The 18485-nt window shown below is 39.6% G+C and carries 21 protein-coding genes and 1 tRNA gene; 17 read left to right on the top strand and 5 right to left on the bottom strand.

What is annotated here, in order from left to right:
• Positions 1-27: 27 nt before the first annotated feature.
• From ACO06Y_RS10420 to ACO06Y_RS10340, 17 genes are all read left to right on the top strand, one after another.
• Positions 28-1572 (top strand): amidohydrolase family protein, encoded by a 1545-nt coding sequence (locus tag ACO06Y_RS10420; RefSeq protein WP_422083769.1) that lies wholly within the window; start codon positions 28-30, stop codon positions 1570-1572.
• A gap of 116 nt (positions 1573-1688) precedes the next feature.
• Positions 1689-2156 carry a DinB family protein gene (locus ACO06Y_RS10415; protein ID WP_422083768.1) on the top strand — a complete coding sequence of 156 codons (468 nt, stop codon included), beginning with the start codon at positions 1689-1691 and terminating at the stop codon, positions 2154-2156.
• A gap of 186 nt (positions 2157-2342) precedes the next feature.
• Positions 2343-2834 (top strand): hypothetical protein, encoded by a 492-nt coding sequence (locus tag ACO06Y_RS10410; protein WP_422083767.1) that lies wholly within the window; start codon positions 2343-2345, stop codon positions 2832-2834.
• The gene (locus ACO06Y_RS10405; RefSeq protein WP_422083766.1) at positions 2831-3211 is read left to right on the top strand and encodes a hypothetical protein; all 381 of its coding nucleotides are present in this window, start codon (positions 2831-2833) and stop codon (positions 3209-3211) included. The genes ACO06Y_RS10410 and ACO06Y_RS10405 overlap by 4 nt, the downstream gene beginning before the upstream one ends.
• Complete coding sequence (locus tag ACO06Y_RS10400) at positions 3192-3713, top strand: hypothetical protein (RefSeq protein WP_422083765.1); 522 nt, start codon at positions 3192-3194, stop codon at positions 3711-3713. The genes ACO06Y_RS10405 and ACO06Y_RS10400 overlap by 20 nt, the downstream gene beginning before the upstream one ends.
• Positions 3714-3780: 67 nt before the next feature.
• Positions 3781-4161: a hypothetical protein gene (locus ACO06Y_RS10395; RefSeq protein WP_422083764.1), complete on the top strand. Its 381-nt coding sequence runs from the start codon at positions 3781-3783 to the stop codon at positions 4159-4161.
• A gap of 3 nt (positions 4162-4164) precedes the next feature.
• Complete coding sequence (locus tag ACO06Y_RS10390; RefSeq protein ID WP_422083763.1) at positions 4165-4476, top strand: hypothetical protein; 312 nt, start codon at positions 4165-4167, stop codon at positions 4474-4476.
• A 365-nt stretch (positions 4477-4841) separates the two neighbouring features.
• The gene (locus tag ACO06Y_RS10385) at positions 4842-5444 is read left to right on the top strand and encodes a CDP-alcohol phosphatidyltransferase family protein (protein WP_422083762.1); all 603 of its coding nucleotides are present in this window, start codon (positions 4842-4844) and stop codon (positions 5442-5444) included.
• The gene (locus tag ACO06Y_RS10380; RefSeq protein WP_422083761.1) at positions 5441-6394 is read left to right on the top strand and encodes a phosphatidate cytidylyltransferase; all 954 of its coding nucleotides are present in this window, start codon (positions 5441-5443) and stop codon (positions 6392-6394) included. Before ACO06Y_RS10385 ends, ACO06Y_RS10380 begins: the two co-directional genes overlap by 4 nt.
• Positions 6395-7039: a lysophospholipid acyltransferase family protein gene (locus ACO06Y_RS10375; RefSeq protein WP_422083760.1), complete on the top strand. Its 645-nt coding sequence runs from the start codon at positions 6395-6397 to the stop codon at positions 7037-7039.
• Positions 7026-7520 (top strand): hypothetical protein, encoded by a 495-nt coding sequence (locus ACO06Y_RS10370; protein WP_422083759.1) that lies wholly within the window; start codon positions 7026-7028, stop codon positions 7518-7520. Before ACO06Y_RS10375 ends, ACO06Y_RS10370 begins: the two co-directional genes overlap by 14 nt.
• 185 nt (positions 7521-7705) lie before the next feature.
• Complete coding sequence (locus tag ACO06Y_RS10365) at positions 7706-8386, top strand: DUF4386 domain-containing protein (RefSeq protein ID WP_422083758.1); 681 nt, start codon at positions 7706-7708, stop codon at positions 8384-8386.
• A 252-nt stretch (positions 8387-8638) separates the two neighbouring features.
• On the top strand, positions 8639-9751 hold the full coding sequence (locus tag ACO06Y_RS10360; RefSeq protein ID WP_422083757.1) for a DUF2891 domain-containing protein: 1113 nt from the start codon (positions 8639-8641) through the stop codon (positions 9749-9751).
• Between the two features lie 314 nt (positions 9752-10065).
• Positions 10066-10722, top strand: a complete 657-nt coding sequence (locus tag ACO06Y_RS10355; RefSeq protein ID WP_422083756.1) for a hypothetical protein — start codon at positions 10066-10068, stop codon at positions 10720-10722.
• Between the two features lie 286 nt (positions 10723-11008).
• Complete coding sequence (locus ACO06Y_RS10350; RefSeq protein WP_422083755.1) at positions 11009-12355, top strand: serine hydrolase domain-containing protein; 1347 nt, start codon at positions 11009-11011, stop codon at positions 12353-12355.
• Positions 12356-12438: 83 nt separating this feature from the next.
• The gene (locus tag ACO06Y_RS10345) at positions 12439-12798 is read left to right on the top strand and encodes a nuclear transport factor 2 family protein (RefSeq protein WP_422083754.1); all 360 of its coding nucleotides are present in this window, start codon (positions 12439-12441) and stop codon (positions 12796-12798) included.
• Between the two features lie 156 nt (positions 12799-12954).
• Entirely contained in the window at positions 12955-13797 is an 843-nt protein-coding gene (locus tag ACO06Y_RS10340; protein WP_422083753.1) for a class I SAM-dependent methyltransferase, read from the top strand.
• Between the two features lie 198 nt (positions 13798-13995).
• Here ACO06Y_RS10340 and ACO06Y_RS10335 read toward each other — a convergent pair.
• From ACO06Y_RS10335 to ACO06Y_RS10315, 5 genes are all read right to left on the bottom strand, one after another.
• Positions 13996-14069, bottom strand: a tRNA-Arg gene (locus ACO06Y_RS10335).
• A 31-nt stretch (positions 14070-14100) separates the two neighbouring features.
• Complete coding sequence (locus tag ACO06Y_RS10330) at positions 14101-14550, bottom strand: GatB/YqeY domain-containing protein (RefSeq protein WP_422083752.1); 450 nt, start codon at positions 14548-14550, stop codon at positions 14101-14103.
• Between the two features lie 88 nt (positions 14551-14638).
• Positions 14639-16564 (bottom strand): cell division protein FtsZ, encoded by a 1926-nt coding sequence (gene ftsZ / locus ACO06Y_RS10325; protein ID WP_422083751.1) that lies wholly within the window; start codon positions 16562-16564, stop codon positions 14639-14641.
• A gap of 36 nt (positions 16565-16600) precedes the next feature.
• The gene (ftsA, locus tag ACO06Y_RS10320; protein ID WP_422083750.1) at positions 16601-17926 is read right to left on the bottom strand and encodes a cell division protein FtsA; all 1326 of its coding nucleotides are present in this window, start codon (positions 17924-17926) and stop codon (positions 16601-16603) included.
• An 8-nt stretch (positions 17927-17934) separates the two neighbouring features.
• The gene (locus ACO06Y_RS10315; protein ID WP_422083749.1) at positions 17935-18435 is read right to left on the bottom strand and encodes a cell division protein FtsQ/DivIB; all 501 of its coding nucleotides are present in this window, start codon (positions 18433-18435) and stop codon (positions 17935-17937) included.
• Between the last annotated feature and the right edge of the window lie 50 nt (positions 18436-18485).

Raw genomic sequence — 18485 nt, 5'->3', positions numbered from 1 at the left:
CGTCTTACGTACTTAAAAATGCACGGTATGAAAAGGAAAAAAATAGGGAAATATATTCTTCTGTTGCTTACCCTAGGATTCGTATTCCTTTGGTATTTTTCGGAACGCAAAATACAAATGATATATGGAGATCTTACGGAGAAAGTTGCCGCGGATAAATTCCTTCTTGATGCACATCCTGTACTGATCAAAAATATCAGCGTCCTATCCGAAGATGGGAAACGGTTTATACCCCATCAATCGGTATTGATTAAAGAGGGTACCATTGCGTCCATCGACTCGATTATTGACAATCCCCCAGATGCAAAAATCATCGACGGCACGGATAAATTCTTGATTCCCGGCCTTATTGACTCCCATGTGCACTTGCTAAAGAGCCCTAACGACCTACTGCTGTATATCGCCAATGGGGTTACGGAGATTCGGGAAATGATGGGTGATGAAGTTCATTTACAATGGAGACAGGAGATCGGGCAAGGGAAACGGATCGGGCCGGACATGTACATTGCCTCCCCAAGAATAGCAAGTTTTGGAAGAGTTAAGGGCTGGTTTATGAATTGGACCCAAGGATTTGAATCGGTCAGCAATGAAGAGGAGGCAAAACGGCTTATCGAAAAAACGGTAGAAAAAGGCTATGACGGCATCAAAATTTATACTCTATTAAATACGGACGGTTATACCTCCTTAAATGAGCTCGCTCCAAAAAACGGCCTGGATGTTATAGGGCATATTCCCTATGGTGTCGGACATGAGGGCTTTTTAATGTCCAACCAAGAGGAGGTAGCCCACTTAGAGGAACTCATGAAACCGATACTGTGGGACAATGGGGGATTTGATGGCATAAAGAACCAAACGGATGCCGATGATTTTCTAGGCATTGTGGACAAAAAGACCAAGGAATTAGCGCCAAGGTTGGCCGAAAAGGATATCGTCGTAACCACCACCCTTTGGCTTATGGAGAGCTTTGTACAACAAAAATTCAATATAGACCAGATATTAAGCGAAGTGGAACTCGTCTATGTAAACCCCGGTTTAAGTGAGTGGGACGAGAATATACCCGGCCTGGGATGGTTACCCACCGTGAATCGGTATCGAATTTTAGATGCCGAAACCCTTACGCCCTCCGAGCTGGAACGGATAAAAATCTTTTGGGCCACTTATGCCGAGGCATGTAGGATTACGTTACGAAACCTAAATGACGAGGGCGTAAAAATACTGGCAGGAACCGATGCCAATGTGCCTTGTGCCGTACCCGGCTTTTCGCTGCACGACGAATTAGCGAGTTTAAGGGAGGCGGGCATGTCCCCAACCGAGGTATTGCAATCCGTTACAAGATTACCCGGGGAATGGCTCGGTAAGAATACCGGTATACTCAAGGAGGGGGCCAAGGCCAACTTGGTTATACTGGAGGAGAATCCCCTAATGGACATCGCCAACACCCGGAGCATAAACTCGGTTATGGTCAATGGGCGGTTTTATGAAAAATCGGTGCTCAATGATATGCTCAATGCCGTTAAAAACAGTAACGAAGCAAGCCGGACGGTCGATATTGCACAATACACGAAAAAATAATTTAGGGCGCATCAAAGTGCATGAATTAATTATAGCCGGATTTTCTCCTCGAAAATCCGGCTATCGATTATCTTTACGAGGGCCTTAAAATCGGCCGACATTTTTCCAAAAACCAAATGAAGTCTTCAATTCAGCTTGCAAATCGATTCAGGGAGGTAATCCTGAATGGAAAATGGATTGCAAATACAAACGTGCAAGACCAACTGGGTGATGTTACCCTGGAACAAGCCGTGACCCAGATCGCCAACCTGAATACCATAGCCAAACTGACATTTCACCTAAACTATTATATTTCCGGGGTATTGAACGTTCTTGAAGGGGGTGAATTGGAAATTCGGGATAAATTTAGCTTTGACCTCCCCAAAATAAATTCGGAACAAGAATGGAACGCCCTTAAAGCCGATCTTTTTTTAAATGCAGAAAAGTTTGCAAATCATATTGAACAGATGACGGAAGAAAGACTTAATTCGGAATTTGTAAAGAAGGATTACGGCGATTTCCGAAGAAATATTGAAGGCATGATCGAACACTCCTATTATCATCTAGGACAAATTGTAGTCTTAAGGAAAATGATTGACCAATAAAATGCCGCACACAACACGGTGTATCCTTAATCGCGCCTAGACGGCCGAAATCCATACCCACATGGCAAGAACCTAGTTCAAAGGGATCCAAGATCTCTTATCTTAGTTCCACATATAAAAGATATATAGATTAGTAATGATCTATACTCCTACGTTGGGCATAATTTAAACGAAATCCTAAATTCAATGAATGATGGCGAATTAAGTGAATATTTGGCGACAGTTTTTCTTTCTCGAAAAACGCATCAAGGTTATTTATTCAGAACCGTCCTAATAGCTGGAAAATGGCCTTCAATAGATATTTATGCGGAAATTATTGGGACTAACTCACCAAAAAATTATTGTTTTATACAAGTTAAATCAACTGTCCTTGGGTATACTGCAAGAGAGAAGAAATTAAAAGTAAAAATTCCAAAAAGTAAATTGAACAAATTAGCCAATTTTAATGGTCCAAGCTACTTAATAGGTATTGATTATATTGAAAGTAATCCATTTAAGTCCAAAGCATATATATCAGCGATAAGAGGAACTTATTCCAATGGACTTTCGAGCATGCCAACAGACAATTTATTGGACGAAAATAACCTTGTCCAATTGCGAGACGAAGTTGAGAACTTTTGGAATGGAACAAACACTTTTAATAACAAGAATAATACTGCATCAATATTTGATTTATGAGAAACGAAAAACAATTTCAGGGATGGCGTTCTGAGCAAATTGTAAAAGTCTTTTTACTGAATTCAGGACTATTTGATGTAGCCGAAAATTACTCGCCATCAGATAGAGGAATCGATTTTATAGCTATTCATAAGGAAAAAAATAGGAAATTTAATATTGATGTTAAGGCAACAAAATACTCACGTTCTGAAATTTTACGAAAGTATTCAAATCATATTGACGATTTTCGTTCCCCAATGATTCAATTCTATGTAGATTATGATAAAGAAACAGGTTACTTCAGATTGACAACCAATCATTACAAATCGAATTTAAATAAAATGATTCGAAATGAATTTATCTCTGAAATAAAAAACTATGCCCAACATTGGCTATAATTCATCCCTGCCTTACTTCTCCGTTAAAATAAATTCCTACTTTAGAATAAAAGAAAACAAAAGGTTCGATTTCACCTCTACCGGGCGAAATCATAGCCGAACCGTTGGCAGCCATATAAAAATGATAGAAATAGACGATAAAGAATTAGCTAAAAGAATAAGGCAAAACGTCATGAGTATTTTGGACTTGTGGTCTTCGAAAGAAGAGCAATTAGAATATCAAAAAAATGTCCCGATTACCCAGGTTTCAGCTGAACTGTTCTGTCAATGGGCAGATGACTTCTATCATCCCGAATCGACTCAATTCAAAATGGCGTTTGATAAAAAAGAAAGAGAAATACTTGCTGACTTTGACAAAACGTTCAACCATATAAGTGACAAGATGACGAACAATTTACCATACATTGATGACTTTGTGAAAACAAAGGAATGGGAAGTTGTCAATCGAGCGGCAATTGAGACGTTAGAAAAAATAAAAAATACGGCTGCCAACAATGGCTAAAAATCATAGACCTAACCAACCAAACCGTTTCTACGCTTTTTAGGCGGAACGTTACCTGCAAGCTGAAATGAAAAACGCCGAAGAAAATATCAAAACGCCATTTAACGAGGAATTCTGTAATCAACTAGAATATCGAATTTGTCACGAATTCGAAAAATCAAATGACCCTAAATTAAAAGGATTTTGGTGCGACGGAGTTTCTTGGTCAACAAGTGAAAACCAGTTGACTAAAAAATACGTGAATGATAAACGGAAAATAGAAACAAAAGCTTGGATTGGAAAAACTGGACAAACTGAATTCAAAGCGATCGTTCATTTTGGGAAAAAAGCATTAAGTAAATATGCAAAAGGAATGGATTTGACAGAATGTATTCCTAATTCAGAATCTCAGGCCGAATGGATTGAGATTGATTTAAAAAACAAAATCGTTGAAATAAGAATAGAGTAATAAATGCTAATAGGTTATTTTGACTATGCGGTTATTGGAATTTTAATCATCCTCAATATAAAATATTGGAAGACGAATATTGAGAAAAAAGCAGGTTGCATTTTAGGCGGACTAATGTTCGGCTTTTTTCTTCCATTTATTTCGATGATAATTGAATTGCAAATGGTTGGGGAATGGATGGATAGTTTTACTGTAGCCTATACATTTTTAAGATTTCCTACTTATTGGATAATTGGAGTTATTCAAATAATAATTATCGGAATTAAATTGAGCATAAAACCCAACGAGGAGAAAGACCCTGAAATAATAGAATAAAATAAAAAAAAGCCAGCAGGTAACAAAGTATAACCGCAATTTATTCACGGTATACTATTTAATTTTTGGTGTTCATCGGTCATCGGTCGCTTTGCTCGGTCGGCGGATTCGACTATGCTTTGACAAGCTCAGCACAGGCTAGAATCCACCCCGCCCGTACCGAACAGCACGTTCGGGCGCGGTCGGAATTGCTAAAGTCAGTGCCAAACCGAAAATTAACGCATATTAACCCGTAACTGACGGTTATACGAAACCATTGACGGTAATTCCCCATATAAAGAAACTCTGTCAATTTCTTAAGCTAACGCATCAAATTTCGTATAGGAAAATTGTACTAAATTTAACCGTTAGTCAGAATTTGAAAAATGATATCGATATATAAAATAAAACCTGCTTTTCAGAAACTCCTAACACCAATTCTGAAAATACTTCATAAAATGGGAGTGACTGCAAACCAGATAACATGGTCTTCTATCATTTTGTCGTTACTTATTGGCATTGCTTTTTGGTATGCAGAAACATACACACTACTATTCCTCGCTCTACCCATTGGATTGTTAATTAGAATGGCATTGAATGCCCTTGACGGTATGATGGCAAGAACTTACAATCAACAGACTAAAAAAGGTGAACTGTTAAATGAACTTGGTGATATCATTTCTGACCTTTTTATCTTCTTCCCTTTACTATTCTTTGAAAGACACATCACTTATGTAATTGTGGCTTTTATAAGCTTAAGCATTATCAATGAGTTTGCCGGACTTCTTGGAAAAATAATTTCAGGAGAACGCAGATACGATGGGCCAATGGGAAAAAGCGACAGAGCTTTTGCTATGGGGCTTTACGGCATCCTTTCGCTTTTAGCTATTGACTTTAAGGCCTATTCCGTATGGATTTTCTCAGCAATTATTTTATTGCTTACTATTAGCACAGCCATACGGATTAACAAAGCGTTGAAAGCAGCATGAAAGATATATTCCACTTAAAGTTTCTTGACAACAACGACCTACTCATTGTAGTAGCCTTGATTTTCGGAATTTTGACTTTTGCATCACTCTTGTTTTATGTTATTGGTAAGATAAATCCCAATGCCAAGCTGCAAGAATTAAAAGCTCGGACAAAATCATGGTGGGTTATGGCATCAATCTTTATCGGAGCGACTATTTTTAACACCAACATATCTTATATCGCAATAGCGTTTTTATCATTCGTTGCCTTCCGTGAGCTATATTCATTACTTGGGTTTAGACAATCTGACAGAAGGGCAATTTTTTGGGCTTTTGTTTCTATTCCAGTTCAATACTACTTAGCATATATTGGTTGGTACGGAGCATTCATCATCTTCATTCCAGTGGTAATGTTTCTTCTACTTCCACTTCGACTTGTTCTAAAAGGAGACACATCGGGCATTACCAAATCCATGTCTTTACTTCAATGGACACTTATGCTCACCGTTTTCGGACTAAGCCACATGGCTTATTTGCTTTCACTACCCGACATCGAAGGTTTTAATGCAGGAGGTAGGGGATTATTATTGTTTCTGGTTTTCCTGACTGAAATAAATGATGTTATGCAATTCACCTGGGGTAAGCTGTTTGGAAAATACAAGGTCATTCCCAAAGTAAGTCCAAACAAAACTTGGGAAGGTTTAATCGGTGGATTAATTTGTACAACTGGAATTGGTTTCTTACTTGCTTTCCTAACACCACTTAATACTTATCAGGTATTATTTGTCAGTTTCATGGTTGCTCTTGCTGGTTTCATTGGAGACATCGTAATGTCATCTATAAAGCGAGACATTGGTGTAAAAGACACTAGCTCAATAATTCCTGGACATGGTGGAGTGTTAGACCGTATAGATTCATTAGCTTACACAGCACCGACTTTTTTTCATCTTGTTTACTATATCGCTTACTAAATGCAAAAGTTGATACTTCAATTAATATATAGCATTTTCATTCGTGGTTTTCTAAAATTAATCGTTGGAGTAAAATTTGGTGATTCAAAGTTTCTGCTAAATGAGGAACAGTTTATTATCGTTGCAAACCACAATAGTCATTTGGACACTATGAGCTTAATGGCTTCTGTGCCAAGACAATTAATTCACAAAATAAAACCGGTAGCTGCCCAAGATCACTTTGGCAAGACAAAACTTCAAGAGAAATTCAGTAATTTTTTTATCAATTCATTGCTAATTCCAAGAAAACGGGATAAAGAAAATCCGGATAATGACCCTATCAATAAAATGGTAAGAGCTTTGGAAAATGGTTCTTCTTTGATACTTTTTCCCGAGGGAACAAGAGGGGAACCAGAAAAGGAACAGCCATTAAAACCGGGCATAGGACTTGTTCTTTCACAACGGCCTGACATTAAGTATGTACCTGCATACATGACAGGTATGGGAAAAGCAATGCCAAAGGGCGATAATCTGATTGTCCCTACAAGTGCTACACTGATATATGGACAACTGGCGAAAATTAAAACGACTGAAGTTGATGGGATATTAAAACAAATTGAAAACGATTTTATAGAATTAAAAAAGAAAAACAATGCATACCATTAAAGTTCTTATTTTTTTCCAATTGGTAAGTACAAGCTTACTATCCCAACAAGTTGAAATCCCGAATGATTTAAAACTTGAAAATGCTGACGATTACCAAAAAACGGAACAATTGGTTCTGAATTCTACTGATTGGTTGTTAGAAACACCAATTTCTGAATATCCCAAAAAACGAAAAGAAATCAATGCCTTTTTAATGAAATGGATGAGTGGAAGTCCGACTGTTTCAATAGAATTGGTTTCTGGAATCGTACCCTTGGATTGTGCCGATTGCTTAATGTCTTTTATGAGTGGTTGGACCAAGTATAGTTTAGAAAATAATTATTCGAAAAATAAAGTAGCATGTGCCGTAGCAGGAGCTGAGAATGCAATTGAATTTTATGAGAAGAATAAATCTGGACTTGGTAGGAATTCGGATATGGAAAAACTCAAAAAACAGCAGAATAAGGAAAATCTTAAAAAGTATATTGAATCAAAATTCTAAAAAACTATTAGCCGCAGCGGCTATAGTTCAGTACGGCGGAAAGATACCGTGTACCTTTCCGTAAAGAAACTGTAATTGGACCATTGGCAATAATTTAAGGAATTCATAATTTTCAAAGGGTTCTGGCAACTATTTTGACTATTTTTTCGTCTTTACCATAGGAAAGTGCGCAAAAGATCTGAATTATGAAAAGTGAAGTTCAAAAAGCAGGATTAATCTCGGGAATTGGAATTCTTATCATGGTGCTTACCGTGCCGATAGCGGAATTCGTTATTTTTCCCAAACTTGTGGATTATGGAAATGCCAAGATTACTTTCAACAACATAACAGAAAATGGATCATTATTTACTTTAGGAATATTTCTTCATCTGATTACCTTGATTTGCGATGTGTTGGTGGCATGGTCCTTATACCTATTTCTGAAGCCAGTAAATAAAAATCTTTCCCTGCTAACTGGTCTTTTCCGTATTGTATTTTCAGTAATCACTTTGGCAGCGTTATTAAATCTGGTAAGTGTGCTAAACCTGACCCAAAAATTAGATTATCTCACTGCATTTGACAGCGTACTTCATTCCGAAGTTTTACTTTGTGTAAAAAACTTCCATCTTCAATGGAGTTTTGCTTTCGTCTTTTTTGGCATGTACCTGATTTTGCTGGGCGTTTTGGTGTATGAGGCCTCTTATATACCCAAAGTTTTTGGAATTCTTTTAATTATAGCCGGGACAGGCTATTTATTGGATACCTTAAGGGCTTTCTTTTTTCCCATGCTTAAAATGGACTATATTATGGTTACCTTTTTTGGTGAGTTACTATTTATGTTTTGGCTGCTTATCAAGGGTTGGAGGGTAAAAGTGTTGGACGATTAATTCACTCCAAAAATGGAACTCAACCAAAGATAAATTCCAGATATGACCTAAAAGTATCGATGCCCTTGGCAGGTAGGCGGGCAGGTTGCGGTTTTCTTGCTAACTTTAATTACCGCGATTGCTATCGGGAGGCAGGAATCATACCGAGACCTTTAGCCACCGGTTCATTACGCTCTGATAGGAAAAACGGATAAAGGATTAAATAATAGTAAGGAAAAATATAATCTTTAAAAACAATCGACCTACAAAACAATGAAGCATAGATTTCCCTTTTTTATTAGCATAGGTATTTTATTAGGTTCATGTGTGGTTGAAATAAAAAAAGAAACCGCTTCAACACCACCAACCAAGAACACCAAAACAATAGAATTGGACATCAAAGAGGCCAACCGGCTTACGGAATTACCGCTTGGCTGTATTCAAAATCCACTTCCCTACAAATCGGGATTGGTAGTCGCCAAGGAAAGTGATTTGGCCATGCCTGTAGATCACCATCCCGCTTTCTACGGCTGCTTTGACTGGCATTCCGCGGTACATGGCCATTGGTCATTGGTCTATTTGTTAAAAACCTTCCCGGACTTGGCCAAAAAAGACGAAGCGATCCGGATGCTTGATGAAAATCTTACCGCCCAAAATATCGAGAAAGAAGTGGCCTATTTTTCATTGAATCGGGAAAGTAAGTCTTTCGAAAGATTATATGGCTGGGCTTGGTTACTCAAACTTCAAGAGGAGCTGTTCACTTGGGACAATCCCTTGGCCCAAAAGTGGTACCATAACCTAAAACCGTTAACAGCTTATATTTCAAACGCCTACATGGAGTATCTTCCAAAATTAGTGTACCCTATTCGCGTAGGTACGCACACCAATACCGCCTTTGGGATTAGTTTTGCCTATGACTATGCACAAACCGTTGGAAACAACGATTTGGCCAACGCAATAAAGAAAGCCGCGATTCGATTCTATAGCAATGACAAAGATTGCCCGATTGATTGGGAACCCAGCGGACATGATTTTCTCTCCCCTTGTTTGCAGGAAATTGACATTATGCGCAAAGTGCTCTCCGAGGAAGAATTTAAAACCTGGTCCAAAGCCTTTTTACCTGCTTTATTCGATCAAAAATTATCGTTACCTCCTGGGCAAGTAAAAGATCGTTCCGATGGTCATCTGGTTCATTTGGATGGCGTGAATTTCTCAAGGGCTTGGTGTCTCTACCCCTTGAAGGACAATATTAATGCCTATAATTTGGCCAACGAACATTTGGAGTATTCCCTTTCCAAAATCACGGATGGAGATTATGCAGGACAACATTGGCTAGGCTCATTTGCCTTGTATGCCTTCAAAACAAAAATCGAGGCACAGCAATGAAACTAAGGAAATACAAGGATTCACAAATTATGTATAAAGAAAACCGTGGCCAACAAAGGCCAAACTGCATTGAAATGCAGCTTAGCCAAACGTTAGCGTACATTAAGGTATCATTGATTCCAATTCAGGATTAATTCGTTATGAAAAATAGAATTTCTTACCCGGTACTATCCTTGGTTTTGTTTTTCACAAAAAATACTAGGCAACCCCTGCTAATCATCTGTATCTCCGCTTGCATTTCCATCTCTTGTAAATTTTCAAAAGAAAAGGAAAAAATTGATGATACTTCAAAAAAAACTACGGCTTTACAAATAGTGGAAAACGCAATAGATTCGGCCGGGACACTAGAAAAATGGAAAGGGATAGCTTCCTTGAAATATACGAAAACGGCAAGGTTACTTTTAGAGAATGGCCAAATTGAGTCGGAAACAACGCAACGGCACCACTATGTATTAAGACCTAATAAAAGCATAAAAATAGCATGGATCGTTGATAAGGATAGCTTTTTAATTATACATAATGATTCCATTTCCCAAAAATTCAAAAATGATAGCCTTATCGAGCAGGGCGATACCGTAAAATCTGCAGTGAACAGCTCATTGTATGTTGTAGGAATGCCTTTCAAACTTTTGGATAAAGGTACGGTCCTTACCTATGAAGGGCTAAAATCCCTTAACGCTATTGACACCGTACACGCCGTTAGAGCCACCTATGAACCAAAGAAGCACTCAAATCATTCTACTAAAGACGAGTGGTGGTATCATTTCGACAAAAATAATGGTGCCTTTTTAAGTTCTATGGTTTATCACGAACCAACATATGCTTTAATAGAAAATCTCTCCGTCGTTAAGAAAGAAGGGCTGATCTTTCCGGGAAGGAGAAAAAGCTACAGATGTAATAAATTTGGAAAAAAGCGCTACCTAAGGGCGGAATTCTGGTATGAAGATTATTCTATTAAATTTCTAAATTAAGATGTCTTTACTAAGCTCTAGTTAAACCATGGATTAACCTACTTCAACAAGGGCTATAATTTACCTGCTTGATAAGCGACAATTGGTTAACTTGAAACCTAGAAACTATCAACGGCCGGATTTATTACGGCCAAGTCTGGCAGGAAGCAGGTGAAAATCCAACGATTTCTTGGGCGCCTTTCTTTCGCCGCCGGTAGGCGGTTTGTCGGAGGCGAGAACGACCCGTCCGAACGGAACGGGCAGGGGCGGGAATTAATAGCCAAGGTGTTGACCACAACTATTAGAAATGAAAGATTGTATATATCTCTTAATTTTTCTGTTGTCAATTTCCTGTCAGAGGAATAAAGAAAGTGTCGATCTGGAGCAACATGTTCAAAAACTCAATGAACAGGGTCTCTTCAATGGAGCAATCATAGTTACTGAAAATGATAGTGTTTTACTGTCAAAAGGATTTGGCTATGCGGACTTTGAACGGCAAATTCCGTTTGAAACCGACACATCCATGGACACCGGTTCAATTACTAAAACTTTCACTGCCTTAGCCATGCTAATGTTGGCTGATTCCAATGAAATCGATTTAAATACCCCTATACATGTTTTCATTCAGGATTTTCCATATCGATCCATAACAATTCGTCACTTATTGGAACAAACCTCTGGAATTGTATCGGACGATTATGTTTTTGATGGGGCGGAAAAAGGTATTCCCATAACGAACAGAACATTTCTGGATTTTCTAATCAATACTAAACCAAAATTAGAATTCGCACCGGGGAGTCAGTTTATGTACAATGGATTTAATCACCGTCTTCTTGCCATTATAATTGAGAGCATTAGTGAAGTTTCCTATGAGGAATTCATTAAAAGAAAAATTGCCGGGCCCCTTGGCCTGGAAGATTGGTTTCTTAGGCCTGCTCGATCAAAGGACTTATCAAAAAATCGCGCATTGGGTTATACAAAGGAAGGAGGTACTTTACAAACCTATGATTCTGAAGATTTCGAAGCATTCTATGGCGATTGCAATTTGTTTTTTTCAGCCGAGGACTTATCAAAGTGGAGTAGATCTTTCCTAGCAAACTCTCTATATCAAAGTCACAAATTTACAATGGCCCTAAAAACAAAAAGTCCATTAAGTGAATTCAATGTTCTTCATTGGTATAATCTGGACAATCAAAGAAGATATCATTTTACAGGGGATTGGAAAGGATTTTACACCATGGTCTATTTTGACATTGACAGAAAAAGGTCGATCGTCCATTTGACCAATACTAAAATGGCGCATTGGCTTAGACCTATGATGGTAAGAAATATAAATCATTACTTAAATGATGGTAGTATCCCTGATTGGGAACATCCACAGCCGTTGGAACTTAAGAATAAGGAAATAGCAGGTAGCTATTATTTGAACGAAAACCGAATTGCTCGTGTTAACAACGATAACGGCACCCTTAAAATTGATATAAATGATAAATCCATTAATCTCTTCAGGTTAGACTCCGATTTTTACTATGCTCCAGGAATTGATTTGTGGGTTTGGTTTTCAAAAGACAATGGAAAAAGCTTAACCATTCATTGTTCATCAATTTATGAACTAAAAAAGGGATTCAAGGATAGCAGGCACCAAGGGCTATAATTTATCCTGATCCCGAGTACTCGGGAGGGGCGAAATTACAGTCGAGACCGTTCTGCTTCGTACCAAAAAAAGAACTAATAAAAATGAGACCAAAAGACGTAATCAAAAATTGGGTGGAAACTTTTAACGAAGGTAACGCTGAAAGGATTTCGGAATTTTATCATGACAACGCTATTAATCATCAAGTGACCGATCAACCGTTTGTTGGAAAAGCTGCAATCCGGGAAATGTTTGAAAATGAGTTTAACCAAGTGGACATGACTTGCATAATTGAGAACATTTTTGAGGATAACGATTGGGGAATTTTGGAATGGAAAGACCCTTTGGGACTACGTGGCTGTGGGTTCTTTCAAATTGAGGACGGGAAAATTAAATTTCAAAGGGGATATTGGGATAAACTATCATTTTTAAGGCAACACAAATTACCGATCCCGACGGAATAAAAAGTATTGAAGCCCAACGATTGCCATAGCCCATCCTAATCCCAAGTACTCGGGAGGGACAAAATCAGGGTCGAGTCTGTTATTGGGCATTTAAAAAATGAGGATTTGCGCAAATAGAAACGAATAATGTAACTCTTTTAGGGAGAATTGTAAAAAATGATGGTAACAGAAATAGTTTCATTGGCCGAGAAACCGAGCCTTTACAGTAAAGGGACTTCTTTTATGTGGACCGACCCACATATCTCAAAACAATTGCTTCAGATTCATCTAAACCCGGACGTGGACCTGGCAAGCCGTAAAAAATCAACGATAGAAAAAACCGTCAAATGGATTTTGGAAACCCTGGGCAAGGGTCAAAAACTAAGTATTTTGGATCTCGGTTGCGGACCAGGTCTGTACACGGAACTTTTTGCAAAAAGTGGGCATAAAGTTACGGGGATCGATATTTCGCAAACTTCGATTGACTACGCGACTCAATCAGCAAAAGAAAAAGGATTGAGCATTGACTATAAGAAGGCAAGTTATTTAGATGTTGATTTGGGACAGGAGAAATTTGAATTGGTTTTGCTCATTTATGCGGATTTAGGTGTATTGTTGCCCATTGAGCGAGAAAAACTTTTGGCCAATATTTTTAAGGCGTTAAAGAAAGGTGGAGTTTTCATTTTTGATGTTTTGAAGGATAGTGGGTTGAAGGATAAACTATCCCCTAAAACGTGGGAAGCAAGCCATGCCGGTTTTTGGAAGGAAACACCATACCTGGCTTTGTCGAAATCGTTCTTATATGAAAAGGAAAAAGTAATTCTGTTTCAGCATACCGTAATCGATACTGGTGGAACTATTGATAATTACCGTTTTTGGACGCATTTCTTCTCTCAGAATGATCTATCCGTAATGTTGAAGCAACAGAATTTTAGAAACATTGAATTCCGAGAAGACATTTTGCCCGAAAGTGATTTATGGAATGGGGACAATGTAATATTCACAAGATGTGAGAAGTAGAAAAAAAGGAAAAAACATTACCAACGTAATGATTTTTCCGCTTGCAGTGACCGCGGGAGGATTTTCTTCACTTCGTTTGAACGTCCTAATAAAGCTCCGCTTTGAAAATCAACAAAGGAAATTTGCGCTTCATCCAAAATAAAAAGCAAGCTCTTTATTTTGAACTTGCTTCATTTCAACTCTTTGTTGATTTATTCGTGACCGCGGGAGGATTCGAACCCCCAACCCTCAGAGCCGAAATCTGATATTCTATCCAGTTGAACTACGCGGCCAAAAAAATTTTAGAGCATCTTTAAAAGCGCGCTAAGATAACTTATTTTTTACTATAGTAGAAATAGTTTTTCCATCGGCCTGTCCGGCCAATTCCTTGGAAACGATTCCCATGACCTTACCCATATCCTTCATCCCTGAGGCACCGGTGGCATCTATAGTCTGTACCACTACTTTTTCAATTTCTTCCTCGGTCAGTTGTTCCGGAAGGAACTGTTCAATAACGGCAGCCTGTGCCAATTCCGGTTCCGCCAAATCGGCCCTGCCTTGCTCCGTATAAATGGATGCACTGTCCTTACGTTGTTTGACTAATTTCTGCACCAACTTTATTTCATCGGCCTCGGAAAGATTGCCCCCTGCACCACTTTCGGTCTGTGCCAATAGCAAGGCCGACTTAATGGCCCGAAGGGATTCCAAAGCTACGGAATCCTTGGATTTCATAGCCACTTTCATTTGTTCCATTACCTGCTGTTGTAGACCCATAATTTCTGATTTTTCGGACTGCAAAGATAAAAAATAAACCCGAAAATAATCGTTATTCTCGGGTTTGACTGTTTGGGGAAAAGGGCAGCTAATCCACGTTATCATTTAAAAATGAATTGTTGGAACGTAATTGGATCTCTCCATTACTATCTTCACTTAGGCTGGTTCTGGAAACCTTGGCCTGTCTTGGGTTTTCGTTCAAATTCACGCCTTGGCGCTTGTAGGCCGGTTCTTTCTCTATTTCATCTATGTTGTTTAAACTATTCTGAAACTTGTAGTTGAAATCCTTTAATTTTCTTCTGCGTTCATCGGCCCTTTCGCGCAACAATTCCTCGATAGGGATTTCCATGGGATCGACTTCCTTGGAAGGGCTCTGAGATCTCAAGTCTTCATCGTTACCGGCTATGGTCTTTTTCTCGAAAATCAGCTCGTCCTCTATTATTTTAGGATCGTACTCCTCCGCTTTGGATTTGGCTCCGGTAAGTTTATTTTCCAATTCCATATAATCGTCCAGACTGTAGCGGGTTTCACCATCTTTATTGTATTCCAACACGGGCACCACATCAATATAATCCTTAACGTCCATATCCTTTACTTCCTCATCCAGGTTAAAGGTGATTACATTTTCCTTTTCTTCCTCATCTTCCTGGGACAATGGCATATCAAAACTCATGGTAAACTGTTCCTTTTTGGACGAGACTACCTCCGGGTCTACTACTTCAATATCGTTAAGGGTATCCTTGGAGTCGATAATAATGAAGTCATCTTCAGAGACTTCCCCCTCTACTATACCTTCAATCACCTCTTCATAGAAAACATTGAAATTCTTGATATAGCTGGTCGTAGGAATCAAATCCATTCCCAACTCTTCCTCTTCCGGAAGTTGATACACTTTTTGGGGCTCTTCGCTCTCCTCTTCCTGTAGTTGATGTACAATGGGCTTAGGGGTCAAGTCCTGTTCAGCTTTCTGCCCTTCCTCCAGGTTATGGATGATTTTTTTGGATTCCGTATTTACGATATCATCTTGCTGATCCACATTAAACCCCGTGGCGATAACGGTAACGGCAATGGCTTCACCTAAATTTTCATCCTCACCTACACCCATGATAATATTGGCGCCATAACCTGCCTCCACTTGGATATGGTCATTGATCTCACCTATTTCGTCTATGGTAATCTCTTGGGAACCGGAAACGATCAATAGCAGCACATTTTTGGCTCCTGTAATTTTGTTATCGTTCAATAGGGGGGAATCCAAGGCCTTTACAATGGCTTCATGGGCCCTTGAGGAACCGGATGCCATGGCGGATCCCATAATGGCCGTGCCACTATTGGAAAGTACGGTTTTGGCGTCCCTAAGGTCAATGTTCTGCGTATAGTGATGAGTGATGACCTCGGCAATACCCCGGGCCGCAGTGGCCAGGACTTCGTCCGCTTTGGAAAAACCGGCCTTGAAGCCCAAATTTCCATACACCTCACGTAACTTATTGTTATTGATAACTATAAGGGAATCTACATTGGAGCGTAATTTTTCAATCCCCGCATGAGCTTGTTGGCAACGCATTTTACCTTCGAACTGAAAGGGCATGGTGACTATGCCCACGGTAAGCACATCCATTTCCTTCGCCTGTTTTGCAATCACGGGAGCGGCACCAGTACCCGTTCCCCCGCCCATACCGGCAGTAATGAAAATCATTTTTGTTGTGGTATCCAGCATACCCTTAATTTCCTCCATACTCTCCAGTGCGGCCTGTTCGCCGATTTCCGGATTGGCCCCGGCACCGAGTCCTTCCGTTAAGGAAACCCCCAATTGGATCTTATTCGGTACTGGACTGTTCTGCAATGCCTGTTGATCGGTATTGCAGATAACAAAGTCCACTCCGTTTATGCCGGCCTGGAACATATGGTTAATGGCATTGCTCCCGCCACCTCCTACACCAATGACCTTTATGACATTACTTTGATTTTTGGGCAGATCAAAGGATATGTTTTCAAATTCCGTGTTCTTGCTCATATTCTTTTTATTACTGGTTATTATATTCTTTTACTATTATTCTGCATTATCCAAAAAATCCTTAAGCTTTTCCGACCATTTGTCAAAAACGGATTTTCTCTCTTTTTTTGCCTTGGCTCCTCCAACGGTCTCCTGTTCATGGGTGGCAAAGGCCATTTCTTCTTCATGTTCCTGACTTTGCGCTACCGATTTCTCCTTACTTTGATTTTTCAGGGCATTCATCAAAAGACCCACTGCGGTAGCGTACAAAGGACTGGCAATGGTTTCCTCAGAATCCCCGGCAAGATGTTCATTGGGATAACCGATGCGGGTGTCCATACCGGTAATGTACTCCACCAATTGCTTCAAGTGTTTTAACTGGCTCCCTCCTCCTGTGAGTACGATACCTGCTATGAGTTTCTTTTTTTGCTCCTCATGCCCATAGTTCTTTATCTCAACATATACCTGCTCCACGATTTCCACCACCCTGGCATGAATGATCTTGGAAAGGTTCTTTAGCGTAATTTCCTTGGGTTCCCTACCACGAAGCCCAGGAATGGATACAATTTCGTTGTCCCGATTCTCCCCGGGCCATGCCGAGCCAAACTTGATTTTCAGCAATTCCGCCTGCTTTTCTATGATGGAACACCCTTCTTTGATATCTTCGGTAATGACACCTCCCCCAAATGGAATCACCGCAGTATGCCGAATAATGCCGTCCTTGAAAATGGCTAAATCCGTAGTGCCTCCACCGATATCGATCAAAGCGACCCCTGCTTCCTTCTCTTCCTGGCTCAATACCGCATCCGAAGAGGCCAAAGGCTCCAAAGTAATATTGCCTAAATCCAGGCCGGCACTCTTTATACACCTTCCTACATTTTTTATGGACGAAACCTGCCCAACCACCACATGGAAATTGGCTTCCAAGCGTCCACCGTACATTCCAATGGGCTGCTTGATCTCGGCCTGGCCATCGACCTTATATTCTTGTGGCAACACATGGATAATTTCCTCCCCCGGGAGCATAACCAGTTTGTACACTTGATTGCACAATTGATCCAGGTCATCTTCATTGATCACCTCTTCCGAATCCGAGCGTGTAATGTAATCGCTATGCTGAAGACTTCTGATATGCTGACCCGCTATGCCCACAACGACCGAGCCGATTTTTAATCCGGAATTGGCCTCGGCCTCCTCCACAGCCTGTTGAATAGATTTAATGGTCTGGGTAATATTGTTTACAACACCCCGGTGTACCCCCAAACTTTTGGACCGTCCAATACCGAGAACCTCAATTTTTCCATATTCGTTTTCCCTGCCAATTATGGCCACGATCTTGGTTGTCCCAATGTCCAACCCAACTGAATATTTACCTTGTTCCATTGTTATCCCTATATTTTGGTGCATACTACCTGATTATTAAATTCCAAGTTTACCATGGCATACTCCTCCAACGTTTTATCCCGATTTGCCTTGGCATAAAACGCCTTAAAATTGTTAAACTTTTCTTCCAGATTGTCTATACCGCCCAAATGGACTACAAACTGTTCCATTCGAAACTTTAATTGGTAGCTTTCCTCTTCCTCAATGTGGATACCAATTACATTTTTGCGGAGAAAATCGTCCTGGTTTATATACTTCAGAATTTCATAAACATCCTCTAGGCCTTTGCCCGTAATCTTACCGGTGATTATAGGAACCCTTGCTGAATGACTCGTGGACAACGGCATACGTTTCCCTTCATCATCCAGATAAAACTTTGAATTCCCCTCTATGCGTCCGATTGGTTTGCGTTGAACAATTTTAGACGTAAGTTCACCATTTACAGTAAGATAAACCTGGGCACTTTTCACCATTTCATCGGCCTCGATGACCTTCTCTATAGTATTCAAAACTAATTTTTCTTTAGGCATATTTATGACAGGCCCATAATTTTGTATTA

Origin of the sequence: Ulvibacterium sp. (assembly GCF_965228935.1) — a bacterium.
Lineage (GTDB): Bacteria > Bacteroidota > Bacteroidia > Flavobacteriales > Flavobacteriaceae > Ulvibacterium.
The sequence above is the reverse complement of the archived record's forward strand: the minus strand, read 5'-3'. Positions and strand labels throughout refer to the sequence as shown.